Annotated in this window: 37 protein-coding genes; all 37 read left to right on the forward strand. The window is 38.8% G+C overall.

Annotation, left to right across the window (positions count from 1 at the left end; all coding sequences use genetic code 11):
* Nucleotide 1 precedes the first annotated feature (1 nt).
* The 37 genes from rpsS (at nucleotide 2) to BQ6100_RS03195 (ending at nucleotide 22,870) form a co-directional block, all read left to right on the forward strand.
* On the forward strand, nucleotides 2-280 hold the full coding sequence (gene rpsS / locus BQ6100_RS03020; protein ID WP_075980320.1) for a 30S ribosomal protein S19: 279 nt from the start codon (nucleotides 2-4) through the stop codon (nucleotides 278-280).
* 17 nt (nucleotides 281-297) lie between these two features.
* Nucleotides 298-639 (forward strand): 50S ribosomal protein L22, encoded by a 342-nt coding sequence (gene rplV, locus BQ6100_RS03025; RefSeq protein WP_075980321.1) that lies wholly within the window; start codon nucleotides 298-300, stop codon nucleotides 637-639.
* 3 nt (nucleotides 640-642) lie between these two features.
* Nucleotides 643-1,299, forward strand: coding sequence for a 30S ribosomal protein S3 (gene rpsC / locus BQ6100_RS03030; RefSeq protein ID WP_075980322.1), 657 nt, complete (start codon nucleotides 643-645; stop codon nucleotides 1,297-1,299).
* Nucleotide 1,300: 1 nt separating this feature from the next.
* Entirely contained in the window at nucleotides 1,301-1,735 is a 435-nt protein-coding gene (gene rplP / locus BQ6100_RS03035; protein WP_075980323.1) for a 50S ribosomal protein L16, read from the forward strand.
* Entirely contained in the window at nucleotides 1,725-1,928 is a 204-nt protein-coding gene (rpmC, locus tag BQ6100_RS03040; protein WP_003351417.1) for a 50S ribosomal protein L29, read from the forward strand. Before rplP ends, rpmC begins: the two co-directional genes overlap by 11 nt.
* A gap of 20 nt (nucleotides 1,929-1,948) precedes the next feature.
* Nucleotides 1,949-2,212 carry a 30S ribosomal protein S17 gene (gene rpsQ / locus BQ6100_RS03045; RefSeq protein ID WP_075980324.1) on the forward strand — a complete coding sequence of 88 codons (264 nt, stop codon included), beginning with the start codon at nucleotides 1,949-1,951 and terminating at the stop codon, nucleotides 2,210-2,212.
* 39 nt (nucleotides 2,213-2,251) lie between these two features.
* Nucleotides 2,252-2,620 (forward strand): 50S ribosomal protein L14, encoded by a 369-nt coding sequence (gene rplN, locus BQ6100_RS03050; RefSeq protein ID WP_075980325.1) that lies wholly within the window; start codon nucleotides 2,252-2,254, stop codon nucleotides 2,618-2,620.
* A 36-nt stretch (nucleotides 2,621-2,656) separates the two neighbouring features.
* A complete protein-coding gene (gene rplX / locus BQ6100_RS03055; RefSeq protein WP_075980326.1) occupies nucleotides 2,657-2,968 on the forward strand; it encodes a 50S ribosomal protein L24 in 312 nt (103 codons plus the stop codon).
* Nucleotides 2,969-2,994: 26 nt separating this feature from the next.
* Entirely contained in the window at nucleotides 2,995-3,534 is a 540-nt protein-coding gene (gene rplE / locus BQ6100_RS03060) for a 50S ribosomal protein L5 (protein ID WP_075980327.1), read from the forward strand.
* A gap of 24 nt (nucleotides 3,535-3,558) precedes the next feature.
* Entirely contained in the window at nucleotides 3,559-3,744 is a 186-nt protein-coding gene (locus tag BQ6100_RS03065; protein ID WP_075980328.1) for a type Z 30S ribosomal protein S14, read from the forward strand.
* 30 nt (nucleotides 3,745-3,774) lie between these two features.
* Nucleotides 3,775-4,173: a 30S ribosomal protein S8 gene (rpsH, locus tag BQ6100_RS03070; RefSeq protein ID WP_075980329.1), complete on the forward strand. Its 399-nt coding sequence runs from the start codon at nucleotides 3,775-3,777 to the stop codon at nucleotides 4,171-4,173.
* Nucleotides 4,174-4,204: 31 nt separating this feature from the next.
* Nucleotides 4,205-4,744, forward strand: a complete 540-nt coding sequence (gene rplF, locus BQ6100_RS03075) for a 50S ribosomal protein L6 (protein WP_075980330.1) — start codon at nucleotides 4,205-4,207, stop codon at nucleotides 4,742-4,744.
* A gap of 33 nt (nucleotides 4,745-4,777) precedes the next feature.
* Nucleotides 4,778-5,140 (forward strand): 50S ribosomal protein L18, encoded by a 363-nt coding sequence (rplR, locus tag BQ6100_RS03080; RefSeq protein ID WP_075980331.1) that lies wholly within the window; start codon nucleotides 4,778-4,780, stop codon nucleotides 5,138-5,140.
* Between the two features lie 24 nt (nucleotides 5,141-5,164).
* Nucleotides 5,165-5,665: a 30S ribosomal protein S5 gene (gene rpsE, locus BQ6100_RS03085; protein ID WP_075980332.1), complete on the forward strand. Its 501-nt coding sequence runs from the start codon at nucleotides 5,165-5,167 to the stop codon at nucleotides 5,663-5,665.
* Between the two features lie 13 nt (nucleotides 5,666-5,678).
* Complete coding sequence (gene rpmD, locus BQ6100_RS03090) at nucleotides 5,679-5,861, forward strand: 50S ribosomal protein L30 (protein WP_075980333.1); 183 nt, start codon at nucleotides 5,679-5,681, stop codon at nucleotides 5,859-5,861.
* A 34-nt stretch (nucleotides 5,862-5,895) separates the two neighbouring features.
* Nucleotides 5,896-6,336 carry a 50S ribosomal protein L15 gene (gene rplO / locus BQ6100_RS03095; RefSeq protein ID WP_075980334.1) on the forward strand — a complete coding sequence of 147 codons (441 nt, stop codon included), beginning with the start codon at nucleotides 5,896-5,898 and terminating at the stop codon, nucleotides 6,334-6,336.
* Nucleotides 6,336-7,628, forward strand: coding sequence for a preprotein translocase subunit SecY (gene secY, locus BQ6100_RS03100; protein WP_075980335.1), 1,293 nt, complete (start codon nucleotides 6,336-6,338; stop codon nucleotides 7,626-7,628). Before rplO ends, secY begins: the two co-directional genes overlap by 1 nt.
* Before the next feature lie 56 nt (nucleotides 7,629-7,684).
* Nucleotides 7,685-8,335 carry an adenylate kinase gene (locus BQ6100_RS03105; RefSeq protein ID WP_075980336.1) on the forward strand — a complete coding sequence of 217 codons (651 nt, stop codon included), beginning with the start codon at nucleotides 7,685-7,687 and terminating at the stop codon, nucleotides 8,333-8,335.
* Nucleotides 8,335-9,081, forward strand: coding sequence for a type I methionyl aminopeptidase (gene map / locus BQ6100_RS03110; RefSeq protein WP_075980337.1), 747 nt, complete (start codon nucleotides 8,335-8,337; stop codon nucleotides 9,079-9,081). The genes BQ6100_RS03105 and map overlap by 1 nt, the downstream gene beginning before the upstream one ends.
* Before the next feature lie 304 nt (nucleotides 9,082-9,385).
* Complete coding sequence (infA, locus tag BQ6100_RS03115; protein ID WP_075980338.1) at nucleotides 9,386-9,604, forward strand: translation initiation factor IF-1; 219 nt, start codon at nucleotides 9,386-9,388, stop codon at nucleotides 9,602-9,604.
* A 38-nt stretch (nucleotides 9,605-9,642) separates the two neighbouring features.
* Nucleotides 9,643-9,756, forward strand: a complete 114-nt coding sequence (gene rpmJ / locus BQ6100_RS03120; RefSeq protein ID WP_000868344.1) for a 50S ribosomal protein L36 — start codon at nucleotides 9,643-9,645, stop codon at nucleotides 9,754-9,756.
* Between the two features lie 22 nt (nucleotides 9,757-9,778).
* Nucleotides 9,779-10,144: a 30S ribosomal protein S13 gene (rpsM, locus tag BQ6100_RS03125; RefSeq protein WP_075980339.1), complete on the forward strand. Its 366-nt coding sequence runs from the start codon at nucleotides 9,779-9,781 to the stop codon at nucleotides 10,142-10,144.
* A gap of 21 nt (nucleotides 10,145-10,165) precedes the next feature.
* Entirely contained in the window at nucleotides 10,166-10,555 is a 390-nt protein-coding gene (gene rpsK / locus BQ6100_RS03130; protein WP_075980340.1) for a 30S ribosomal protein S11, read from the forward strand.
* A 171-nt stretch (nucleotides 10,556-10,726) separates the two neighbouring features.
* Entirely contained in the window at nucleotides 10,727-11,671 is a 945-nt protein-coding gene (locus tag BQ6100_RS03135; RefSeq protein WP_075980341.1) for a DNA-directed RNA polymerase subunit alpha, read from the forward strand.
* A gap of 76 nt (nucleotides 11,672-11,747) precedes the next feature.
* Complete coding sequence (rplQ, locus tag BQ6100_RS03140) at nucleotides 11,748-12,110, forward strand: 50S ribosomal protein L17 (protein ID WP_075980342.1); 363 nt, start codon at nucleotides 11,748-11,750, stop codon at nucleotides 12,108-12,110.
* A 558-nt stretch (nucleotides 12,111-12,668) separates the two neighbouring features.
* Nucleotides 12,669-13,508 (forward strand): energy-coupling factor ABC transporter ATP-binding protein, encoded by an 840-nt coding sequence (locus BQ6100_RS03145; protein ID WP_075980343.1) that lies wholly within the window; start codon nucleotides 12,669-12,671, stop codon nucleotides 13,506-13,508.
* Nucleotides 13,484-14,353 (forward strand): energy-coupling factor ABC transporter ATP-binding protein, encoded by an 870-nt coding sequence (locus tag BQ6100_RS03150; protein WP_075980344.1) that lies wholly within the window; start codon nucleotides 13,484-13,486, stop codon nucleotides 14,351-14,353. The genes BQ6100_RS03145 and BQ6100_RS03150 overlap by 25 nt, the downstream gene beginning before the upstream one ends.
* Nucleotides 14,350-15,147 (forward strand): energy-coupling factor transporter transmembrane component T family protein, encoded by a 798-nt coding sequence (locus BQ6100_RS03155; RefSeq protein WP_075980345.1) that lies wholly within the window; start codon nucleotides 14,350-14,352, stop codon nucleotides 15,145-15,147. The genes BQ6100_RS03150 and BQ6100_RS03155 overlap by 4 nt, the downstream gene beginning before the upstream one ends.
* Before the next feature lie 12 nt (nucleotides 15,148-15,159).
* The gene (gene truA, locus BQ6100_RS03160) at nucleotides 15,160-15,897 is read left to right on the forward strand and encodes a tRNA pseudouridine(38-40) synthase TruA (protein WP_075980346.1); all 738 of its coding nucleotides are present in this window, start codon (nucleotides 15,160-15,162) and stop codon (nucleotides 15,895-15,897) included.
* A gap of 727 nt (nucleotides 15,898-16,624) precedes the next feature.
* Entirely contained in the window at nucleotides 16,625-17,062 is a 438-nt protein-coding gene (gene rplM / locus BQ6100_RS03165) for a 50S ribosomal protein L13 (RefSeq protein ID WP_075980347.1), read from the forward strand.
* A 19-nt stretch (nucleotides 17,063-17,081) separates the two neighbouring features.
* Nucleotides 17,082-17,474, forward strand: a complete 393-nt coding sequence (gene rpsI / locus BQ6100_RS03170) for a 30S ribosomal protein S9 (protein ID WP_075980348.1) — start codon at nucleotides 17,082-17,084, stop codon at nucleotides 17,472-17,474.
* A gap of 200 nt (nucleotides 17,475-17,674) precedes the next feature.
* Nucleotides 17,675-18,706 carry a LacI family DNA-binding transcriptional regulator gene (locus BQ6100_RS03175; RefSeq protein WP_075980349.1) on the forward strand — a complete coding sequence of 344 codons (1,032 nt, stop codon included), beginning with the start codon at nucleotides 17,675-17,677 and terminating at the stop codon, nucleotides 18,704-18,706.
* Nucleotides 18,707-19,021: 315 nt separating this feature from the next.
* Entirely contained in the window at nucleotides 19,022-19,645 is a 624-nt protein-coding gene (locus BQ6100_RS21805) for an MFS transporter (protein ID WP_261798568.1), read from the forward strand.
* On the forward strand, nucleotides 19,564-20,367 hold the full coding sequence (locus BQ6100_RS21810; protein ID WP_261798569.1) for an MFS transporter: 804 nt from the start codon (nucleotides 19,564-19,566) through the stop codon (nucleotides 20,365-20,367). Before BQ6100_RS21805 ends, BQ6100_RS21810 begins: the two co-directional genes overlap by 82 nt.
* A gap of 67 nt (nucleotides 20,368-20,434) precedes the next feature.
* Nucleotides 20,435-21,451 (forward strand): aldose 1-epimerase family protein, encoded by a 1,017-nt coding sequence (locus tag BQ6100_RS03185; protein ID WP_218921351.1) that lies wholly within the window; start codon nucleotides 20,435-20,437, stop codon nucleotides 21,449-21,451.
* A 12-nt stretch (nucleotides 21,452-21,463) separates the two neighbouring features.
* A complete protein-coding gene (rbsK, locus tag BQ6100_RS03190) occupies nucleotides 21,464-22,384 on the forward strand; it encodes a ribokinase (RefSeq protein WP_075980350.1) in 921 nt (306 codons plus the stop codon).
* A gap of 228 nt (nucleotides 22,385-22,612) precedes the next feature.
* On the forward strand, nucleotides 22,613-22,870 hold the full coding sequence (locus BQ6100_RS03195) for an alpha/beta-type small acid-soluble spore protein (RefSeq protein WP_075980351.1): 258 nt from the start codon (nucleotides 22,613-22,615) through the stop codon (nucleotides 22,868-22,870).
* Nucleotides 22,871-22,904: the final 34 nt, after the last annotated feature.

Below are 22,904 nucleotides of genomic sequence, written 5' to 3' on the forward strand. Positions count from 1 at the left end.
CATGGGTCGCAGCTTAAAAAAAGGACCTTTTGTTGATGAGCATTTAATGACAAAGATCGAAAAGTTGAATGAAACTGAAGGCAAGCAAGTAATCAAAACTTGGTCACGCCGTTCTACGATCTTCCCACAATTCATCGGTCATACCATTGCGGTTTATGATGGTCGTAAACATGTTCCAGTTTACGTTACAGAAGACATGGTAGGTCACAAACTTGGAGAATTCGCTCCAACTCGTGCATACAAAGGCCATGCTAATGATGATAAGAAAACAAGACGTTAATGAGAGGAGGCATTCTAATGCAAGCTAAAGCTGTCGCAAGAACAGTTCGTATTGCTCCTCGTAAAGCTCGTTTAGTGGTTGATTTAATTCGAGGAAAGCAAGTAGGTGAAGCAGTGGCTATTCTTATGCACACTCCAAAAGCTGCTTCTCCAATCGTAGAAAAAGTTTTAAAATCTGCAATGGCTAACGCAGAACACAACTACGAAATGGACGTTAATAATCTAGTTGTTGAACAGGCATTTGTAGACGAAGGACCAACCTTAAAACGTTTCCGTCCTCGCGCACAAGGTCGTGCAAGCCAAATTAATAAACGTACTAGTCATATTACTATCGTTTTATCAGAGAAGAAGGAGGGATAATCAGTGGGTCAAAAAGTAAATCCAGTCGGTTTGCGTGTCGGTATCATTCGTGATTGGGAATCTAAATGGTACGCAGGCAAAGACTATGCAGATCTTTTACACGAAGACCTTAAGGTTCGTGAGTACATTACGAAACGCTTAAACGATGCATCAGTTTCTAAAGTAGAAATTGAGCGTGCTGCAAACCGTTTAAACATCACTATCCACACTGCGAAACCAGGTATGGTTATCGGTAAAGGTGGTACTGAAGTTGAAGCACTTCGTAAAGCACTTAACTCATTAACTGGCAAACGTGTTCATATCAACATTCTTGAAATCAAAAAAGCAGATATCGATGCGAAATTAGTTGCGGAAAATATTGCTCGTCAATTAGAAAACCGTGTTTCTTTCCGTCGTGCACAAAAACAAGCTATTCAACGTGCTATGCGCGCTGGTGCAAAAGGTATCAAAACAATGGTATCTGGTCGTTTAGGCGGTGCGGACATCGCTCGTTCCGAATCATACAGTGAAGGAACTGTTCCACTTCATACACTTCGTGCAGATATCGACTATGCTACTGCTGAAGCAGATACAACTTACGGTAAACTAGGCGTAAAAGTATGGATCTATCGTGGAGAGGTCCTTCCTACTAAGAAGAAAACTGAGGAAGGAGGCAAATAATATGTTAATGCCAAAACGTGTTAAGTATCGTCGTGTACACCGTGGAAAAATGCGCGGCCAAGCAAAAGGCGGTACTGAAGTAGCTTTCGGTGAATATGGTCTACAAGCTCTTGAAGCTTCTTGGATCACTAACCGTCAAATTGAAGCAGCTCGTATTGCAATGACTCGTTATATGAAACGTGGAGGAAAAGTTTGGATCAAAATTTTCCCTCATAAATCATACACAGCTAAGCCTCTTGAAGTCCGCATGGGTTCCGGTAAAGGTGCTCCTGAAGGATGGGTAGCAGTTGTTAAACCAGGTAAAATTATGTTCGAAATTGCTGGTGTATCTGAAGAGATTGCTCGTGAAGCGCTTCGTCTTGCATCACACAAACTTCCTGTAAAATGTAAGTTTGTAAAACGTGAAGAAATTGGTGGTGAATCAAATGAAAGCTAATGAAATTCGTGACCTTACCACTGCTGAAATCGAACAAAAAGTGAAATCATTAAAAGAAGAGCTTTTCAACCTACGCTTTCAATTGGCGACAGGACAACTTGAAAATACAGCTCGTATTCGTGAAGTCCGCAAAGCGATTGCTCGCATGAAGACTGTGATTCGTGAGAGAGAGATCGGCGTTAACAATCGATAACCAGAGAGGAGGTTCGCACGATGAGTGAACGCAACCAACGCAAAGTTTACACTGGACGCGTTGTATCTGACAAGATGGATAAAACAATCACTGTTCTTGTCGAAACATACAAAAAGCATCCTCTTTACGGTAAACGCGTAAAGTACTCTAAAAAGTTCAAAGCTCATGATGAGCAGAACTCTGCAAAAGTAGGCGATATCGTCCGCATTATGGAAACTCGTCCGCTTTCTGCAACTAAACGCTTCCGTCTTGTAGAAGTAGTAGAAAAAGCTGTAATTATTTAATGTTCGGATTAAGTTACATCCCGAAGGGAGGTTACACACATGATTCAACAAGAATCACGTTTAAAAGTTGCTGACAACTCAGGTGCTCGTGAAGTACTTACAATTAAAGTCCTTGGAGGCTCCGGCCGTAAAACTGCTAATATTGGTGATGTTATCGTTTGTACAGTGAAACAAGCAACACCAGGTGGCGTTGTTAAAAAGGGTGACGTTGTTAAAGCGGTAGTTGTAAGAACAAAACGCGGCGTACGTCGTAATGACGGTTCATACATTCGTTTTGATGAAAACGCATGTGTAATTATCCGTGATGATAAGAGCCCGCGTGGAACTCGTATCTTCGGACCTGTTGCACGTGAACTTCGTGACAACAACTTTATGAAGATCGTATCATTAGCTCCAGAAGTACTATAATTTAAATACAAATTGCCTTTAAGGAGGTGCGAACAGATGCATGTAAAAAAAGGTGACAAAGTTATGGTCATCTCTGGTAAGGATAAAGGCAAAACTGGTGTCATTTTAGCGGCATATCCAAAACAAGACAAAGTAATTGTTGAAGGTGTTAACATCGTTAAAAAACACTCAAAGCCATCCCAAGTGAATCCACAAGGTGGAATCATCAGCCAGGAGGCACCTATTCATGTATCAAACGTAATGCCAGTTGATCCTAAATCAGGCCAACCAACTCGTGTTGGATATAAAGAGGTTGATGGCAAAAAAGTACGTGTTGCAAAAAAATCCGGTGAAGTTCTTGATAAATAGTCTATAAATGAAGGGAGGTACAATAGATGAACCGCCTAAAAGAAAAGTTCGATAAAGAAATTACTCCAGCTCTTATGAGCAAGTTTAATTATAAATCAGTAATGCAAGTACCAAAGCTTGAAAAAATCGTAGTTAACATGGGTGTAGGTGACGCAGTTCAAAACGCAAAAGCACTTGACAATGCGGTTGAAGAATTATCACTAATAACTGGACAAAAACCAGTTGTTACTCGTGCGAAAAAATCAATTGCAGGATTCCGCCTTCGTGAAGGTATGCCAATCGGTGCAAAAGTTACTCTACGTGGAGAACGCATGTATGAATTCTTTGATAAATTAGTATCAGTTTCTCTTCCACGTGTACGTGACTTCCGCGGAATCTCTAAGAAATCCTTTGATGGTCGCGGTAACTACACACTTGGTGTAAAAGAACAGTTAATCTTCCCTGAAATTGATTACGATAAAGTAAGCAAAGTTCGTGGTATGGATATTGTTATTGTTACAACTGCAAATACTGATGAAGAAGCACGTGAACTTTTAACTCAATTTGGAATGCCGTTCCAAAAGTAATCTCTATATAAGGGAGGCGAAAACGTGGCTAAAAAATCAATGATTGTGAAACAAAAACGTGGCCCAAAATTTAAAGTACAAGAATACACACGTTGTGAACGTTGTGGTCGTCCACATTCTGTATACCGCAAATTTAAGCTTTGCCGTATTTGTTTCCGTGAATTAGCATACAAAGGACAAATTCCTGGTGTGAAAAAAGCTAGCTGGTAAAACTAAAGTTCGGGAAGGAGGTAAAAACAAATGGTCATGACAGATCCAATTGCAGATTTGCTAACTCGCATCCGTAATGCGAATATGGTTCGTCACGAAAAATTAGAGGTTCCTGCTTCTAATATTAAAAAAGAAATCGCAGAAATCTTAAAGCGTGAAGGTTTCGTTCGTGATGTTGAATATATCGAGGATAACAAACAAGGAATTATTCGTATTTTCCTTAAATATGGTCCAAACAACGAGCGTGTTATCACTGGTCTTAAACGTATAAGCAAGCCTGGTCTTCGTGTATATGCAAAAACAAACGAAGTTCCTCGTGTGCTTAATGGACTTGGTATCGCATTAGTATCTACTTCTCAAGGCGTTCTTACAGACAAAGAGGCTCGCGCAAAACAAATTGGCGGAGAAGTATTAGCTTACGTTTGGTAATAGAGTTTCTTAATGAATGGAGGTGCAATAAATGTCTCGCGTAGGTAAAAAACCAATTGAAATTCCAACTGGTGTTACGGTTACTGTTGGTGACAATAACACTGTTACAGTAAAGGGTCCTAAAGGTGAACTTATTCGTTCATTTAACCAGGATATCAAAATCCTAGTAGAAGAAAACGTAATTAACGTTACTCGCCCATCTGATGTGAAAGAGCACCGCGCATTGCACGGAACAACACGCGCACTTCTTTCAAACATGGTTGAAGGTGTTTCTAAAGGATTTGAAAGAAGCCTTGAATTAATCGGGGTAGGATATCGTGCTCAAAAACAAGGGAAAAAGCTTGTATTGAACGTAGGATATTCGCACCCAGTAGAAATCGAGCCAGAAGCTGGTCTTGAAATTGAAGTTCCATCAAATACAAAAGTTATCGTTAAAGGTGTTAGCAAAGAGCGCGTAGGTGCCTTAGCTGCCAACATCCGTGATGTTCGTCCTCCTGAGCCTTACAAAGGTAAAGGAATTCGTTATGAAGGCGAATATGTACGTCGTAAAGAAGGTAAAACTGGTAAGTAATGCCGCATAGGTAAACGAAAGGAGTGACCCTAGATGATTACGAAGGCTGACAAAAACGCAGTACGTAAAAAAAGACATGCTCGTGTACGTGCAAAGCTTAGTGGTACTGCAGCTCGTCCTCGTTTAAATGTGTTTCGTTCCAACAAACATATTTATGCGCAAATAATCGATGATGTTAACGGAGTTACTATCGCAAGTGCTTCTACATTAGATAAAGAAATTAGCCTAGATTCAACAGCAAACGTTGATGCAGCAGTTAAGGTCGGAGAATTAGTTGCAAAACGTGCTTCTGAAAAAGGTGTTAAGGCTGTCGTGTTTGACCGTGGAGGATATTTATACCATGGACGTGTAAAAGCTTTAGCTGATGCTGCTCGTGAAAACGGCTTAGAATTTTAATAGACAAAGGAGGGACACAAAAAGATGAGTCGTATTGATCCAAACAAACTTGAACTTGAAGAACGCGTAGTTACGGTTAACCGTGTTGCGAAAGTTGTAAAAGGTGGACGTCGTTTTCGCTTCTCTGCTCTAGTAGTAGTTGGAGATAAAAATGGCCATGTAGGTTTTGGTACTGGTAAAGCTCAAGAGGTACCAGATGCAATCCGTAAAGCGATTGAGGATGCTAAGAAGAACTTAGTTTCTGTACCAATGGTTGGTACAACAATTCCTCACGAAGTAATTGGACATTTTGGTGCTGGTGAAATTCTTCTAAAACCTGCTTCTGAAGGTACAGGAGTTATCGCTGGTGGTCCGGTTCGTGCGGTTCTTGAACTAGCTGGTGTTGGCGATATCTTATCTAAATCATTAGGTACTAACACACCAATTAACATGGTTCGTGCTACAATCGACGGTTTAAATCAATTGAAACGTGCTGAGGAAGTAGCGAAGCTACGCGGAAAATCAGTAGAAGAACTGTTAGGATAAGGAGGGAAATCAAATGGCGAAAACACTAGAAATTACCCTCACTCGCAGTGTGATTGGTCGTCCAAAAGATCAACGCGAAACAGTTAAGGCACTAGGATTACGTAAGTTAAATCAAACTGTTGAACAACAAGATAACCCAGCAATTCGCGGTATGATTAACAAAGTATCTCACTTAGTTACTGTAACTGAAAAATAATTAGATTCTCGTTTTTAAATAAGGAGGTGCCAACATGAAACTTCATGAATTACAGCCTGCAGAGGGTTCTCGTCATGAACGTAAACGCAAAGGACGCGGTATTGGTTCAGGAAATGGTAAAACTGCTGGTAAAGGTCATAAAGGTCAAAACGCACGTTCCGGTGGTGGGGTACGCCCTGGATTTGAAGGTGGTCAAACTCCTTTATTCAGACGCTTACCAAAACGTGGTTTTACAAACATTCACCGCAAAGAGTTTGCTATTATCAACCTTGACGCGTTGAATCGTTTTGAAGACGGAACAGAAGTTACACCAGAACTTCTAATCGAAACTGGTCTTGTAAGCAAAGAAAAAGCAGGAATTAAAGTTCTTGCAAAAGGCAAAGTTGAGAAAAAGCTTACTGTTAAAGCTCATAAATTCTCATCTGCTGCAAAGGAAGCTATTGAAGCTGCCGGCGGTCAAACTGAGGTGATCTAATGTTTCAAACGATCTCCAATTTTATGCGTGTTGCTGATATAAGGAGAAAAATATTTTTCACCCTTCTCATGTTAGTCGTATTTCGCATCGGTACATTTATCCCTGTACCGAATGTGAATGCTGACCTTTTAACTGCACAAGATGAATTAAATGTCTTTGGAGTTCTTAATACATTTGGAGGGGGAGCCCTTAAAAACTTCTCGATCTTTGCAATGGGGATTATGCCTTACATTACGGCATCAATTATCATTCAATTACTACAAATGGATGTAGTACCAAAGTTAACCGAATGGTCTAAGCAAGGAGAAGTAGGACGCCGTAAAATAGCCCAGATTACACGCTACTTTACTATTGTGCTTGGTTTTATCCAAGCTTTTGGTATGTCTTACGGATTTAACAATATGGCTGGTGGAGCTCTTATTAAAGATCCTGGAGTATCTACCTACCTATTAATTGCTATAGTATTAACAGCTGGTACAGCTTTCTTATTGTGGTTAGGTGAATTGATTACGTCAAAAGGTGTTGGAAATGGGATTTCAATCATTATCTTTGCTGGTATCGTAGCCGGTATACCAACGGTTGCTAACCAAATATATGCTCAGCAGTTTGAGAATGTTGGAGATCAGTTATTCCTTCGAATCGTAACCATATTAATAATTATTGTTGCAATTATCGCTGTTGTTGTTGGGGTTATTTTTGTTAACCAAGCTCTACGCAAAATCCCAATTCAATATGCAAAACGTATGGTGGCTGGACGTACTCCTGTAGGCCAGTCAACTCATTTGCCATTGAAAGTAAATGCTGCAGGTGTTATTCCTGTAATCTTTGCCATTGCTTTTATTGTTACACCAAGAACAATTGCCTCATTTTGGGGTAATAACGATGTAACCTTATGGATTCAGAAAATATTTGATTATACTCATCCTATTGGGATGGTCATATATAGTGCATTGATTGTCGCATTTACGTATTTTTATGCCTTCATTCAAGTGAATCCGGAACAATTAGCGGATAACTTAAAGAAACAAGGCGGATACATTCCTGGTATTCGACCTGGGAAAAATACGCAGGAATATTTGACTCGTGTCTTATACCGTTTAACAATTGTTGGTGCTTTTTTCTTAGCTGCAATTGCCATACTACCGGTTTTCTTTATTAAATTTGCGAATTTACCACAGTCTGCTCAAATCGGTGGAACAAGCTTACTGATTGTTGTTGGTGTTGCTCTTGAAACAATGAAACAATTAGAAGCACAGCTTGTTAAACGTCACTATAAAGGATTTATTAAATAATCGGTTTAGGGACAAATCGTTCCCTAAACCGTAAAAGAGACTGAGGGGGAATTCAAGTGAATTTAGTATTAATGGGGCTCCCTGGTGCTGGTAAAGGAACACAAGCTGAGAAGATCGTTGATAATTACGGCATCCCTCATATTTCCACAGGAGATATGTTCCGAGCAGCTATGAAAGAAGGAACGGAATTAGGGCTGAAAGCTAAATCTTATATGGATCAAGGCGCTCTAGTACCTGATGAAGTGACAATTGGTATTGTGAGAGAACGATTGAGTAAAGAGGATTGTAAGAGAGGCTTTTTACTAGATGGTTTTCCAAGAACAGTTGCACAGGCAGAAGCTCTTGAAAATATTCTTGAAGATTTAGGCAAAAAAATTGATTATGTCATCAATATTGATGTTAATCAAGATATTTTAATGGAGCGTTTAACAGGACGACGCATTTGTAAGGATTGCGGAGCAACTTATCATCTAGTGTTTAATCCTCCTGCAAAAGAAAACACATGTGATCGCTGCGGTGGAGAATTATACCAACGAGCTGATGATAATGAAAGCACTGTTAAAAACCGCCTAGAAGTTAATATTCAACAATCGAAACCATTACTTGATTTTTATGAGACGAAGGGCTACCTACGAAACATTAATGGTCAACAAGATATTAGTGTTGTTTTCGAAGAAGTGAACAGTCTCCTCGGGAGTTTGAAATAATGATTATTTGCAAAACCCCACGAGAAATTGAAATTATGCGAGAAGCCGGTCGCATAGTTGCACTCACTCACCAAGAATTAAAGAAACATATTGCTCCAGGTATAACGACAAAAGAGTTGGATATAATTGCTGAAAATTTTATTCGTAAACATGATGCAATTCCTTCTTTTAAAGGTTATAATGGTTTCCGCGGTAGCGTGTGTGCTTCTGTGAACGAAGAACTCGTTCATGGGATTCCTGGTGATCGTGTATTGAAGAATGGTGACATAATTAGCATTGATATCGGTGCTAAGTATAAAGGTTACCACGGGGATTCTGCTTGGACTTATCCTGTCGGTACAATTGATGAAGATACAATGCGTCTATTAGATGTAACGGAGTCGTCTTTATACAAGGGACTGATGGAAGCTAAGCCAGGTGTACGTCTATCGAACATCTCCCATGCAATTCAAGAGTATGCGGAATCCAATGGCTTTTCTATTGTACGTGAGTATGTCGGACATGGAATTGGGAAAGACTTACATGAGGATCCAGATGTTCCTCATTATGGTCCACCAAATAAAGGTCCGCGATTAAGACCCGGAATGGTGTTAGCTATTGAACCGATGGTGAATGCAGGTAGTCGCTATGTAAAAACATTGGCCGATGACTGGACTGTTGTCACTGTTGATGGGAAAATGTGTGCTCATTTTGAACATACGATTGCGATCACTGAAACAGGCTATGATATTTTAACAAAAGTATAATATTAATTTTCTTTTGTTCATTCATCTATTAATTTGCAAAAATGTATCGGTAAAAGTATTATGCGATATTGCCTCGGTGTGCTATAATGAGAAGGTTGGCTGATTTGAGGATTTTTATATTCTTGAGTTTATATGATTAATGTATTATTCAGGTCTATAGAAGTCATGCAAATCCACAACATATTCATTTTGTGTTACCCGAATTAAGACGGTATATGAACCATTCAATATAAAGTGGGACTCTTAATACAATATTTAAGTATATTAGGTTACGTATCTAAGAAAAGAAGGGGGAATTAGTTCGATGGCGAAAGATGATGTTATTGAAATAGAAGGTACTGTTACGGAAACTTTACCGAATGCAATGTTTAAAGTTGAATTAGAAAATGGTCATACAGTTTTGGCTCACGTTTCTGGTAAGATCCGTATGCATTTTATTCGTATTTTGCCAGGTGATAAAGTAACAGTTGAGCTTTCTCCATATGACTTAACTCGCGGAAGAATTACTTATCGCTTTAAATAATCTTGAATGCACTCCGTACTATCAAGGAGGTTAGGATAATGAAAGTTAGACCATCAGTTAAACCAATCTGCGAAAAATGTAAAGTTATCCGCAGACGTGGTAAAGTAATGGTTATTTGTGAAAACCCTAAACACAAACAAAAACAAGGTTAATAACAAGGAGGTGCGCATCTAAATGGCACGTATTGCAGGTGTAGATATTCCACGCGAAAAGCGCGTTGTTATCTCATTAACTTACATCTATGGTATTGGTAAAAATACTGCACAAAAGATCTTAGCTGAAGCTGGTGTTTCTGAAGACACTCGCGTTCGCGACTTAACGGAAGATGAATTAACTAAAATCCGTGATATCGTTGACAAGTTAAAAGTTGAAGGTGACCTTCGTCGTGAAGTATCCCTTAACATTAAACGTCTAATGGAAATTGGTTGCTACCGTGGACTTCGCCATCGTCGTGGTTTACCAGTTCGTGGACAAAATACGAAGAACAATGCACGTACTCGCAAAGGTCCTCGTAAAACTGTAGCTAACAAGAAGAAATAATTGGTAAAGGAGGTACTATAAATGGCTCGTAAAACTAATACACGTAAACGTCGTGTTAAAAAGAATATAGAATCAGGTATTGCCCATATTCGTTCAACATTTAATAATACTATCGTCACGATCACTGACGTTCATGGAAATGCTCTTTCTTGGTCAAGTGCTGGTGCATTAGGATTTAAAGGTTCTCGTAAATCTACTCCTTTCGCAGCACAAATGGCAGCAGAAACAGCTGCAAAAGCATCTATGGAACATGGTATGAAAACTCTTGAAGTAACAGTAAAAGGACCTGGTGCAGGCCGTGAAGCTGCTATTCGTGCTCTTCAAGCTGCTGGACTAGAAGTTACTGCTATTAAAGACGTCACTCCAGTACCACATAATGGATGCCGCCCACCAAAACGTCGTCGTGTTTAATTTTTCTGTATAGATTTTGTATCCTGAGTCTATAATGGGATATGATGAGAAAATTTATAAAATATATCAGAATGATTAATCCAGTTGTTGTGCACAATCGGGAATGTATACAGGGGGACTTTCGGTTACTATTTAACCGGGGTTTCGACGTTTTGAAGGAGGGTATATTTGATGATCGAAATAGAAAAACCAAAAATTGAAACGGTTGAGATCAGCGATGATGCCAAATACGGAAAGTTCGTCGTAGAACCACTTGAGCGTGGATATGGTACTACTTTGGGTAACTCCTTACGTCGTATCCTATTATCCTCACTCCCAGGTGCTGCTATCACAGCGATTCAAATTGAAGGGGTACTCCATGAGTTCTCAACAATTAAAGGCGTCGTTGAAGATGTAACATCTATCATTTTAAACATTAAGAAATTAGCTTTAAAGATCTATTCTGATGAAGAAAAGACGCTTGAAATTGATGTTCAAGGTGAAGGTGTTGTAACTGGTGCCGACATTACACATGACAGTGACGTCGAAATTCTTAATCCGGATCTTTACATCGCCACTCTCGGATCAAACGGTAATCTACGTATGCGCTTAACAGCAAGACGTGGACGTGGATATACACCAGCTGATCAAAATAAGAGAGAAGATCAACCAATTGGTGTCATCCCTATCGACTCCATCTACACTCCAGTATCTCGTGTATCTTATCAAGTTGAAAATACGCGTGTCGGTCAAATGACCAACTATGATAAACTAACTTTTGATGTTTGGACTGACGGAAGTACTGGTCCTCAAGATGCGATCGCACTTGGAGCGAAAATCTTAACTGAGCATTTGAATATTTTCGTAGGGTTAACTGACGAAGCTCAGAATGCTGAGATTATGGTTGAAAAAGAGGAAGATCAAAAAGAAAAAGTTCTAGAAATGACGATTGAAGAACTTGATTTATCAGTTCGTTCATATAACTGCTTAAAACGTGCCGGAATAAACACTGTTCAGGAGTTAGCTAACAAAACTGAAGAAGATATGATGAAAGTACGTAATTTAGGTCGGAAGTCTTTAGAAGAAGTAAAACATAAATTAGAAGAGCTAGGTTTAGGCCTACGTAAAGATGACTGATTCGTTTAATTAGCTGTTTTTATGTTTAGCTTAAAGCATGCTAAATTACAACTTCAACAAAGGAGGGAAACTTTCAATGGGATACAGAAAGTTAGGACGCACTAGCGCTCAGCGTAAAGCTATGTTACGTGACTTAGCTACAGATTTAATCATCAACGAGCGTATTGAAACAACTGAAACGCGCGCGAAAGAACTTCGTTCAGTTGTTGAAAAAATGATCACACTAGGCAAACGTGGAGATTTACATGCACGTCGTCAAGCTGCTGCATATATTCGTCATGAAGTAGCGAATGCTGAAACGAACCAAGATGCTGTTCAAAAATTATTCACTGATATTGCTCCTCGTTATGAAGAACGCCAAGGTGGATACACTCGTATTATGAAACTAGGACCTCGTCGTGGTGACGGCGCACCTATGGTAATCATCGAGTTAGTTTAATATATCTTTTACAAACAACAAGGGCTCAGGACAGTTTAATGGAAACTTGTTCTTTGCCCTTTTTTCTGTAGAGGATTATTCTTTTTAGCTATTTAATAATTAAGCCCATATAGAGCGTTATGATGAGCATGTTATATATTCAAATTAGAGATTGTATATTAACATATGCTCTTAATTATCATTGAATCATTAATACCTGGTACTTGCGCTGACATTTCCATTGTCTTCGTAATCAGGTTAGTCATTTTATATGACTTACATGTCTCGTCTAGCTCTCGCACCTCCATCACATTTAACTACACTTCACAGCTGGTGAAGGAGGTGCAGGCTTTATGACAATAATTGGGCCGGTGATTCTGAAGACTGATCGTATTATTTTTTTTTTGCAATTATTGTTAATTTATATGTAATAATAGTATGTCTTCAATTAATCAGGCTCGCCAAAAGGCGAGTTTTTCTTTATATCTATATATTTATATGTGGTATGCTATATAATTAATATTGTTGTATAAAAATTAAATTTAGATAATTAGCTTGAGCTGAGGAAGGAGGATTAATGTGGATAGGGCGCTTGTTACTTTAGATAATATCTCATTTAAGTACGAAGGACAGGATCATTATGCATTACACCAAGTCTCTTTTGAAATCTATGAAAATGAATGGCTGGCTATTGTAGGTCATAATGGATCTGGTAAATCAACATTAGCTAAACTGATGAACGGTCTACAATTTCCTCAGGAAGGAACGTTAAATGTCTGTGGCATGGACTTAACCGAAGAGACAGTATGGGATGTTCGTAAAAGAATTGGCATGGTATTTCAAAATCCTGATAACCAATTTGTTGGAACGACCGTTCAGGATGATGTGGCTTTTGGTTTAGAAAATAACGGTATTGAAAGAGAGATAATGGTTGAACGGGTGAGAAGTTCATTAGAAAGTGTCAAAATGGATTCATTTCTTAATCAAGAGCCACACCATCTCTCAGGTGGACAAAAACAGAGGGTAGCTATTGCTGGTGTTCTTGCACTTCGTCCCGATATTATTATTCTAGACGAAGCAACCTCCATGCTTGATCCGAGAGGGAGAGAAGAGGTTTTAAACACCGTAAGAGAGCTTAAAAAGGAACAAAGGATGACGGTCATCTCTATTACTCATGATTTAGAAGAGGCTGCTAGAGCGGACAGAATGATAGTAATGAATCAAGGCAAGTTATATAAGGAAGGTACCCCAGCAGAAATTTTTGAATTAGATGAGGAACTTATCAAGCTTGGGTTAGATATCCCTTTTTCGATAAAAATGAGCAAAATGTTAAACCAAAAAGGGCTCCCCATTAACAAGCATTTCTTATCAGAAGAAGAGTTGGTGAAAGAATTATGGACATCTCACTTCAACAAATAGATTATCGCTATCAAGCAAATACCCCATTTGAACGATTGGCTATTCAAGATGTCTCCATCGATATACCCAGTGGAACGTATTTAGCTATCATTGGTCATACAGGTTCTGGGAAATCGACGGTGTTACAGCATTTAAATGCCCTGTTAAAACCTACAAAAGGGAAGGTATTGATTGGTGAGCGTGAAATTAACTCAGGGAAAAAGCAGAAGGACCTGAAAGGAATTAGACAACGTGTAGGAATTGTATTTCAATTTCCTGAACATCAGTTATTTGAAGAAACAGTTGAAAAGGATATTTGCTTTGGACCTATGAATTTTGGTGTTTCTGAGGAGGAATCCAAAATCCGAGCAAGAAAGGCTATTAAGCAAGTTGGGCTTCCAGAGGAAATATTGGACAAGTCTCCCTTTGATTTATCAGGAGGGCAAATGAGGCGTGTGGCCATAGCTGGCGTGTTGGCGATGGAACCAGAGGTCATCGTTTTAGATGAGCCTACAGCAGGGCTTGATCCAAGAGGTCGTAAAGAGATTATGGACATGTTTTATAGGCTTCATAAGGAGAGAAACCTATCAACCGTATTAGTGACACATAGTATGGAAGATGCCGCTATGTACGCTGATCAAATCGTTATTATGCATAAAGGAAAGGTATATACAAAGGGTACCCCAGCAGAAATCTTTTCTTCTCCAGAAGGGCTATTAGAATTAGGCTTGGATGTTCCTGAGGTTGTACGCTTTCAAAATATGTTTGAAAAGGCCTTTGATGTTAAATTAGGAAAGACCTGTTTAACTATGGAGGTTTTAACGGAAGAGATGGTTAGTTATTTAAAGAGAGGTGAGTCTATATGATGGATAATATGATTTTGGGCCGTTATATACCTGGAGAGTCTATTATTCATCGGATGGACCCACGCTCAAAGCTAATACTTGTGTTTATGTTTGTCTGTATTGTTTTTATCGCGAATAATACTCTAACCTATGGATTAATCACTCTTTATACATTCGTGATGGTTGCTTGTTCAAAAATTAATTTACGATTTATTCTTGCTGGGCTAAAGCCTATCCTTTGGCTTGTGCTTTTTACATTAGTACTACATTTGTTTTTTACAAGAGAAGGAAATGTTCTTTTCCAAATTGGATCTTTCAAAATTTTTGAAGAAGGGGTCCGACAAGGAATTTATATTTCCATAAGGTTCTTTTTGTTAATATTAATTACTTCTCTATTGACATTAACAACGACACCGATAGAAATTACGGATGCTTTGGAAACTTTACTTGGTCCATTAAAAAAAGTTAAGTTTCCTGTTCATGAGCTTGCTTTAATGATGTCCATTTCCCTAAGGTTTATTCCAACCTTAATGCAAGAAACAGATAAAATTATGAAGGCACAAATTGCAAGAGGAACTGAGTTTTCAAGCGGCCCATTGAAGGAACGGGTGAAAGCCATTGTACCTTTACTTATTCCTTTATTTGTGAGTTCCTTTAAAAGGGCAGAAGAATTGGCAGTGGCGATGGAGGCAAGAGGTTATCGTGGTGGAGAGGGCAGAACGAAATACAGAGTATTACGGTGGGGTACGATTGACACGATCATGCTACTTTTACTAGTTGCTCTTACTGCTATTTTAACGATATTTAGAACATAGGGATGCTGCGATATGCGAAGGTTAAAATGTAAGGTACAGTATGATGGTACGCTCTTTTCGGGCTATCAGGTCCAACCAAATAAACGCACGGTTCAAGGGGAGCTTGAGACAGCTCTTCAAAGGATCCACAAGGGTAATAAGGTAAAGGTATATGCCTCCGGGAGAACAGATGCAGGAGTGCATTCGAAAGGGCAAACGATCCATTTTGATACACCTTTAGCCATTCCACTGGATAAATGGGAAACTGCACTTCACACGATGCTCCCACAAGATATTTCTGTTTATGACTTTGAAGAGATTCCCCCTGATTTTCATGCACGTTTTAATACAAAAGGAAAAGAATATCGTTATTTTGTTCATACCTCTTCAAAGCGGGATCCTTTTAAAAGGAATTATAGTTATCACTTCCCCTATCCTCTGAATCTCGAGAAAATGAGAATGGCCAGTGAGTACTTAATGGGTACCCATGACTTTACCAGCTTCTGTTCTGCTAAAACAGAGATAGAAGATAAGGTTAGGACCATTCACGAGATTGAGATTACCCAAGATGGGGATTTGTTAATGTTCCGTTTTGTTGGAAATGGATTTCTTTATAATATGGTGAGAATTCTTGTAGGGACGTTACTGGAGGTAGGCTCAGGAAGTCTATATCCCAATTCAATGGTTGAAATTTTGGAGAAAAGGGATCGGCAACTGGCAGGAAGGACTGCTCCGCCACAAGGGTTATTTTTGTGGGAAGTGTTTTATTGAGTTTTGCTCTCAGAGGAATGGTGCAGTTAATTGTGTGAAAAGAGGATGGATGAGTTCTGAATTTGGATTGAATACAAGGTTAGTGGGAATCGAATCGCGAGTATTTCCTGTATGTTCGCGAGTATTTTGATTTTTCCGCGAGTAAAATAAGATAATCGCGAGTATTTGGGGATTTTCGCGAATATTTTTTGAAATTCGCGAGTAAATTCTCATTTTTCGCGAATAAACCTTTAATTTTCGCGAATAAAATCTAAGTTTTCGCGAAAAGACCATAGAATTTCGCGAATAAACGGGGTTTAGTGGACAATTTTTTGGATAAAAAAATGATAAGACATCCCTCAATGGTAAAAAGTTTGCTGTTCCAGTTGGAATTTTATATCGAATATTGATTTTTTAAGGTAAATAATCCGAGATTTGGTTTAAAAAGCCTTATTCGATGAAAAATTACCTGCAATCCGGATAGTCGGCAAAAGACCTACATTTAAAGAAATATTATTTTGGGTGTATTTTTAATTGAATGATCTAATCAAAGCCGATAACTCCAACTTCAAAAAAATTCATCCGTGACAACTAATCCTGGCGTAACATTCTCTTGACATGTAGACTAGACTGATATATCATAATATGGTATGTATTTTAATCCCACGATAAGCCCCGGAACTTATTGTGATCAAAATATACGAACTCAAAAATTTATGAAAATGGATATTGATTAGGAGGGAATCTCATGCGTACAACGTTTATGGCGAATGCACAAAATATCGAGCGTAAATGGTACGTGATTGATGCAGAAGGCAAAACTCTAGGTCGTCTTGCTAGTGAAGTTGCATCAATTCTACGTGGAAAACATAAACCAACTTACACACCACATGTTGACACTGGTGATCATGTAATTATTGTAAATGCTTCTAAGATTGAATTAACTGGTAAAAAATTAACTGACAAAATTTATTACCGTCACTCAATGCATCCAGGCGGTTTAAAAACAAGAACTGCTCTTGAAATGCGTACAAACTACCCTGAAAGAATGTTAGAGCTTGCTATCAAAGGCATGCTTCCTAAGAATTCTTTAGGTCGTCAAATGTTCAAAAAATTACACGTATATGCTGGTGCAGAACATAAACACCAAGCACAACAACCTGAAGTTTACGAACTTCGTGGATAATTAAAGGGAGGTTATTAACTTGGCACAGGTTCAATATATTGGTACTGGTCGTCGTAAAAGCTCCGTTGCACGTGTTCGTTTAGTTCCAGGCGACGGAAAAGTAATTATCAATGGTCGTGAAATGACAGATTATATTCCATTTGCAGCTTTACGTGAGGTTGTTAATCAACCACTAGTAGCTACAGAAACTCTAGGTAGCTATGACGTGCTTGTTAATGTAAAGGGAGGAGGATATACTGGTCAAGCAGGAGCTATTCGTCATGGTATCGCTCGTGCATTACTACAAGTTGATCCAGAATATCGCCCAACATTAAAACGCGCTGGTTTATTAACTCGTGACCCACGTATGAAAGAACGTAAAAAATACGGTCTTAAAGGCGCGCGTCGTGCACCTCAGTTCTCAAAACGTTAATTATTGCGTTCAAAGGCTCTCAACCAATTTGGTTGGGGGTCTTTTTTTCGTTTAATTGAGGTTGGTTTGGTCTGAAAGAGAAATGTTTTTATTTTGTTGGGGGTAAATTCATACGCCCAATAATATAAACGTTTACATTTCTTGATTTTAAGATAAAATTATTTTATAAAATTAAAAAAGTCTGCATGGGAGTTTTGTAAATGGGATCTAAGCCTAATATTCAGGATGTTGCAAGGTTGGCTAATGTTTCAATCGCAACGGTATCAAGGGTAATCAATAATCAAGGGGGCGTCAGGAGGGGGACAGAAGAGAAGATTCTAAAGGCAATTAAAGAACTGGGGTATATTCGCAATGCAGCTGCAAGGACAATGAAACGTAAAGAAACCAAAACAATTGGTGTGATCGTACCCGATATAAAGAATCCATTCTTTCCACAGGTAATGGCTGGAATTGAACAGAACGCCCGGGAAAAGGATTATTTTACTATCCTGAGTAGTACGAATGAATCCCCCATTATTGAAGAAAGAATTGTGCAAAATTTTATCGAGCGCGGGGTAGACGGAGTGATTATTACAACGGCTAATGAAGATGGTGACCACTTAAGACTTCTTCAAGAGCAAAATATTCCGGTAGTAGCTGTAGATAGGAGTATTAGAAGTTTTGAGGTTGACACGGTTCTTGTAGATAATGTCAAGGGGGCGTATCAGGCTGTCCAACACTTAATTCTTCAGGGACACCAGAAGATTGCTATTATTTGTGGGCCACAAAATACAACCCCTGGGATGGAGCGATTTCAAGGTTATAAAAAGGCATTGGAGGATTATAATATTCCAATCGATGATAGATATATTATTCAAGGAGATTTCGGGGAGCATAGCGGCTATCTTTCAACAAAGCAGCTTTATGAACTGGAAGAAAGACCAACAGCCATATTTTCATCGAATAACTTAATGACTATCGGCTGCATGAAGGCTTTGGCTGACTTAGAATGGGAGTTGGGTTATGAGGTATCATTCGTTGGTTTTGATGATGTTGACATCGCGACATTCCTTCGCCCTAAGTTGACCGTTGTGACTAGGCCGATGAGTGTGGTTGGTGAAATTGCCTTTCAATTTTTACATGATCGGATACATCATAAGGAAGGACTCCCGAAAAGGCAATACTCCCTACCACCGGAATTGATAATCAGACAATCCTGTCGTCTAATGAAAAAACAGAGCCCTGCCTTATAGCGTTGGCTCTGTTTTAATTTTATGACTTTATTATTCCCCACAAGGTCGATTTTCTACTAAGTGGAATGCGTTGAAGGTTGAATGGCAAAGTCACAATAAAATTTATTGTAAACGCATTCAAAAATCTATTGCTAAAATAAATAAAAGGTGATATTCTAAGTTCATAAATAAATCTAAACGTTTACATTTTATCAAAATCATATGCTTTTCTAACAGGTTAGAAAGAATATTTTTTTAAAAATAAATCTAAACGTTTACATTTTTAAAAGCTAGTTAGAGAGAAACTAAAAAATTCATTTAAAAGGAGACTTGAAAATGTCTAACAAAAATTTGATTCAGCTACCAGATGGTTATCTGAACCGCACTCCTTATTTTCAGTACATCCTATTATCCTTGGTATTCCCATTATGGGCGGTAGCAGCTAGCCTAAATGATATTCTGATTACTCAGTTCAAACACGTATTTGAGCTAAGTGATTTCGCGAGTGCCTTTGTCCAAAGTGCTTTTTATGGCGGTTACTTTTTTATTGCAATCCCGGCTTCCATGTTGATGAAAAAAACAAATTATAAGACGGGGATTATTGCTGGTTTGTTGTTCTATATTGTGGGCTGTTCGTTATTTTATCCAGCTTCCCATATGGCAACCTACACAATGTTTCTATTCGCTCTTTTTGTAATTGCTATCGGATTGAGTTTTCTTGAAACATCGGCAAATACATATAGTTCTATGATTGGTCCACGTAAATATTCGACATTGCGCTTAAATATTAGTCAAACATTTTATCCAATTGGCTCTATTTCAGGAATTTTGCTTGGTAAATACCTAGTCTTCAAGGAAGGTGCCAGCCTTGAGCACAAATGGCAAAGATGTCTTCGGCAGAGGCTCAAGAATTTGGAAGACAAATGCTACAACACACACTTGAACCATACAAATATATAATTTTTGTCTTAATAGGAGTCTTGATTTTATTCACTTTTACAAAATTCCCAGATTGTAAACCAGTTGTTGCAAAAATAACAGGGTCTAAGAAAGTTCCAAATTTATTCCACACACTAAAATATCTGGCTGGATTAAAGGATTTCCGTAAAGGAATTGCAGCTGAATTTCTATATGTAGGCATGCAGGTCACGGTTTGGTCATTTACGATTCGACTTGCTCTGGATCTTAATCCTGAGATTAATGAACGCATGGCTTCGAATTTTATGGTCATTAGTTTTGTCTTCTTCTTTATTGGAAAGTTCGTTGCCAACTTCTTAATTTCACGCTTTAATTCTGCAAAGGTTTTGGTTGTTTATTCAATCATTGGGGCGGCTACACTTGCATATGTTTCATTCGTGCCAAACATGACTGCGGTATACGGAGCTGTTGCTGTAAGCATGCTGTTTGGTCCTTGTTGGGCAACCATTTATGCTGAAACTCTTGAAACAGTGAAAGAAAAACAATATACAGAACTGGCTGGTGCAATTCTTGTCATGTCCATTGTTGGTGCAGCGGTAGTTCCAGCTATTCAAGGATTTGTATCTGATTTATTTGGATCTATGCAGCTATCATTCTTGATTCCAATGGCTTGCTTCATTTTTGTTGGATTCCACTTCTATGGAAAATTGAAACAGAATGCTCAAGTGCAAGATGAAGTGGAATTACTTGAAAAAGCCCAATAAAAAACTTTATTCAATGGGGGCAGCCTTAAATCTCGCCCCCATCGAAAATAGTAGGAGATGACCAATAGTGATTACTGGAAACATAGTATTACAGCGTGATTTTTTTACCGAAAATAAAAAGGTTATTTTTGAAAATGATGAAATGAAGGCGAGTCTCTTCCGTTATCCATCTGGTGTGGAGGCAATTGAACTGATAAATTCCCGCGGCCGGATGGTGGTTCTTCCATATATGGGCCAGATGATCTGGGACTTAGAATTTGATGATCTGGATCTTAAAATGAAAAATATGTTCTCACAGCCGAAAAAGGTAGCAAACGTAGAAGATACTTATGGATGCTTTGCTTTTCACTCAGGTTTGATTCGCAATGGCTGTCCGGGACCAGAGGATGATTACGAGCTACACGGTGAAATGCCATGTGCAGAAATGGAAAAGGCTTGGCTCGAAATAACAGCTGAGGGTATGGCCATTTGTGGTGAAACTGAATATGTGAAGGGGTTTGGACATCACTATCTTGCGCGACCAATGGTAAAGATGTTACGGAATGCAACGTTTATTGAAATTACCATGAATGTCAAGAATCTCTCAGGGGCAGAGATGCCACTTCAATATATGTGCCACACAAACTATGCTTATATTGAAAATGCCGTAATGAAGCAAAATATCCCTGACGAAGCTCTTCGTTTACGCGAGTCTGTACCTGGACATGTAAAGCCTACCGAAAAGTGGCTAGATTTTAATAAAAAGATTCTAAGTGGCGAGGAAACCATAACTGCCTTAAATCAGCCAGAGATGTACGATCCTGAAATTGTATTTTTTGCCGATAAGCTAGATCAGTATAAGGATTTGGCTGAATTTGAAATGGTGGCTCCGGATGGAACTACCTATTTCACCAGATTTTCAACGGCTGAATTCAATTATGCTACACGGTGGATTTTACACAACAGCGATCAGCAGGTAGGGGCATTCGTGCTACCGGCAACCTGTAGACCAGAAGGCTTCCTTGCAGCGGAAAAAGCAGGCACATTAATAAAACTAGCTGCCGGAGAAGAACGAACATTTACTGTGACAACAGGGAAAAGGTAAGGGGGAAGCAGCATGGACATTGCAGTAATTGGATCAAATATGGTAGATCTTATTTCTTATATTGATAAAATGCCCAAAGAAGGGGAAACATTAGAGGCACCAGATTTTGAAATTGGCTGTGGAGGAAAGGGAGCCAATCAGGCAGTAGCGGCAGCTAAAATGGGTTCGAAGGTTATGATGGTCACAAAAGTAGGCGATGATCTTTTTGCTGATAACACCATTAGGAACCTTGAGAAATATGGAATTGATACGGAGTTTACGAATAAAGTTCCAAATACATCTAGTGGAGTTGCTCCAATTTTTGTAGATCCGGATTCCAAAAATCGAATTTTGATTATTAAAGGAGCGAATAAATACCTTTTACCTGAGGATGTGGACCGGGCGGCAGAGAAATTGAAGGAGTGCGCATTAATTGTTTTACAGCTCGAAGTACCGTTAGAAACGGTTTACCGAGCAATTGAATTTGGCAATGAACACGGAATACCTGTAATCTTAAACCCTGCTCCGGCCACTAAAGAATTAGACTTTAACTATGTATGTAAATGTGACTTCTTTATACCGAATGAGACGGAATTAGAGATCCTGACAGGAATGCCTACAGAAACGGAAGCCAATATTAAGGAAGCAGCCAATACCCTAATAGCGAAGGGTGTAAAGGACGTCATTGTTACCATGGGCAGCCGAGGTGTTATGTGGGTGACCAAGGAGGAAGTCCGAAAGATTGATTCTTTTAAAGTAGACGCAATTGATACAACGGGTGCGGGAGATGCCTTTATTGGCTGCTTTGCTCACTATTACGCAAAGAATAAAGATATTCAACAGGCGATCAAAATGGCCACTGCATTTGCTGCGTTAAGTGTGAAGAAACGAGGCACACAGTCTTCCTATCCAAGTATGGAGGAATTTGAGGAATTTTTGCATATCAATGTTTAACACAAATGGAACAGGGTGTCTGGCACCCTGTTCTTATATCGAACATCGACTTAAACTAGAAAAGTGGGATTGAGATTAGTATCAGGAATGAGAGTCTAACTACATTTAATCAAATTTTCGTTCATACGGTTGTCAATTCCATAAATATAATAGGAAAGATTATATGGAGCCAATATCAGACATGTTTCCTTTACTTTTGGAAAGTTTAAAAATAAAGGAGGAAATCTCATGTCACGAAGAAATGGAGATAAAATCTTAATTCCAGAAGCAAGACATGGTATTGACCAAATAAAGGCAAAAGTAGTAGGGGTAAATGAACCAGAGCAAGCCAAATTTGAAGCAGCTAAGGAGGTAGGGGTTATTTTAAACAAAGGATATAATGGGGGATTGACCTCAAAACAGGCGGGTAAAGTTGGTGGCAGATTAGGAGGAAATATGGTTAAGGAGCTCATCAAAATAGCCCAAGAGAATTTGGGGAAAAAATAATAAGATTGAAAAAGAGGTGGAGATATAAGAGTCC

Source organism: Bacillus massilinigeriensis (assembly GCF_900117315.1).
Classification (GTDB): Bacteria; Bacillota; Bacilli; order Bacillales; family Cytobacillaceae; genus Bacillus_BE; species Bacillus_BE massilionigeriensis.

What these genes read in the sequence shown, in the direction of transcription:
- rpsS (WP_075980320.1), top strand. Translation starts at nt 2, where the DNA reads ATGGGTCGCAGCTTAAAAAAAGGACCTTTTGTTGATGAGCATTTAATG.
- rplV (WP_075980321.1), top strand. Translation starts at nt 298, where the DNA reads ATGCAAGCTAAAGCTGTCGCAAGAACAGTTCGTATTGCTCCTCGTAAA.
- rplP (WP_075980323.1), top strand. Translation starts at nt 1,301, where the DNA reads ATGTTAATGCCAAAACGTGTTAAGTATCGTCGTGTACACCGTGGAAAA.
- rpmC (WP_003351417.1), top strand. Translation starts at nt 1,725, where the DNA reads ATGAAAGCTAATGAAATTCGTGACCTTACCACTGCTGAAATCGAACAA.
- rpsQ (WP_075980324.1), top strand. Translation starts at nt 1,949, where the DNA reads ATGAGTGAACGCAACCAACGCAAAGTTTACACTGGACGCGTTGTATCT.
- rplN (WP_075980325.1), top strand. Translation starts at nt 2,252, where the DNA reads ATGATTCAACAAGAATCACGTTTAAAAGTTGCTGACAACTCAGGTGCT.
- rplX (WP_075980326.1), top strand. Translation starts at nt 2,657, where the DNA reads ATGCATGTAAAAAAAGGTGACAAAGTTATGGTCATCTCTGGTAAGGAT.
- rplE (WP_075980327.1), top strand. Translation starts at nt 2,995, where the DNA reads ATGAACCGCCTAAAAGAAAAGTTCGATAAAGAAATTACTCCAGCTCTT.
- rpsH (WP_075980329.1), top strand. Translation starts at nt 3,775, where the DNA reads ATGGTCATGACAGATCCAATTGCAGATTTGCTAACTCGCATCCGTAAT.
- rplF (WP_075980330.1), top strand. Translation starts at nt 4,205, where the DNA reads ATGTCTCGCGTAGGTAAAAAACCAATTGAAATTCCAACTGGTGTTACG.
- rplR (WP_075980331.1), top strand. Translation starts at nt 4,778, where the DNA reads ATGATTACGAAGGCTGACAAAAACGCAGTACGTAAAAAAAGACATGCT.
- rpsE (WP_075980332.1), top strand. Translation starts at nt 5,165, where the DNA reads ATGAGTCGTATTGATCCAAACAAACTTGAACTTGAAGAACGCGTAGTT.
- rpmD (WP_075980333.1), top strand. Translation starts at nt 5,679, where the DNA reads ATGGCGAAAACACTAGAAATTACCCTCACTCGCAGTGTGATTGGTCGT.
- rplO (WP_075980334.1), top strand. Translation starts at nt 5,896, where the DNA reads ATGAAACTTCATGAATTACAGCCTGCAGAGGGTTCTCGTCATGAACGT.
- secY (WP_075980335.1), top strand. Translation starts at nt 6,336, where the DNA reads ATGTTTCAAACGATCTCCAATTTTATGCGTGTTGCTGATATAAGGAGA.
- map (WP_075980337.1), top strand. Translation starts at nt 8,335, where the DNA reads ATGATTATTTGCAAAACCCCACGAGAAATTGAAATTATGCGAGAAGCC.
- infA (WP_075980338.1), top strand. Translation starts at nt 9,386, where the DNA reads ATGGCGAAAGATGATGTTATTGAAATAGAAGGTACTGTTACGGAAACT.
- rpmJ (WP_000868344.1), top strand. Translation starts at nt 9,643, where the DNA reads ATGAAAGTTAGACCATCAGTTAAACCAATCTGCGAAAAATGTAAAGTT.
- rpsM (WP_075980339.1), top strand. Translation starts at nt 9,779, where the DNA reads ATGGCACGTATTGCAGGTGTAGATATTCCACGCGAAAAGCGCGTTGTT.
- rpsK (WP_075980340.1), top strand. Translation starts at nt 10,166, where the DNA reads ATGGCTCGTAAAACTAATACACGTAAACGTCGTGTTAAAAAGAATATA.
- BQ6100_RS03135 (WP_075980341.1), top strand. Translation starts at nt 10,727, where the DNA reads ATGATCGAAATAGAAAAACCAAAAATTGAAACGGTTGAGATCAGCGAT.
- rplQ (WP_075980342.1), top strand. Translation starts at nt 11,748, where the DNA reads ATGGGATACAGAAAGTTAGGACGCACTAGCGCTCAGCGTAAAGCTATG.
- BQ6100_RS03150 (WP_075980344.1), top strand. Translation starts at nt 13,484, where the DNA reads ATGGACATCTCACTTCAACAAATAGATTATCGCTATCAAGCAAATACC.
- BQ6100_RS03155 (WP_075980345.1), top strand. Translation starts at nt 14,350, where the DNA reads ATGATGGATAATATGATTTTGGGCCGTTATATACCTGGAGAGTCTATT.
- truA (WP_075980346.1), top strand. Translation starts at nt 15,160, where the DNA reads ATGCGAAGGTTAAAATGTAAGGTACAGTATGATGGTACGCTCTTTTCG.
- rplM (WP_075980347.1), top strand. Translation starts at nt 16,625, where the DNA reads ATGCGTACAACGTTTATGGCGAATGCACAAAATATCGAGCGTAAATGG.
- BQ6100_RS03175 (WP_075980349.1), top strand. Translation starts at nt 17,675, where the DNA reads ATGGGATCTAAGCCTAATATTCAGGATGTTGCAAGGTTGGCTAATGTT.
- BQ6100_RS21805 (WP_261798568.1), top strand. Translation starts at nt 19,022, where the DNA reads ATGTCTAACAAAAATTTGATTCAGCTACCAGATGGTTATCTGAACCGC.
- BQ6100_RS21810 (WP_261798569.1), top strand. Translation starts at nt 19,564, where the DNA reads ATGGCAAAGATGTCTTCGGCAGAGGCTCAAGAATTTGGAAGACAAATG.
- rbsK (WP_075980350.1), top strand. Translation starts at nt 21,464, where the DNA reads ATGGACATTGCAGTAATTGGATCAAATATGGTAGATCTTATTTCTTAT.
- BQ6100_RS03195 (WP_075980351.1), top strand. Translation starts at nt 22,613, where the DNA reads ATGTCACGAAGAAATGGAGATAAAATCTTAATTCCAGAAGCAAGACAT.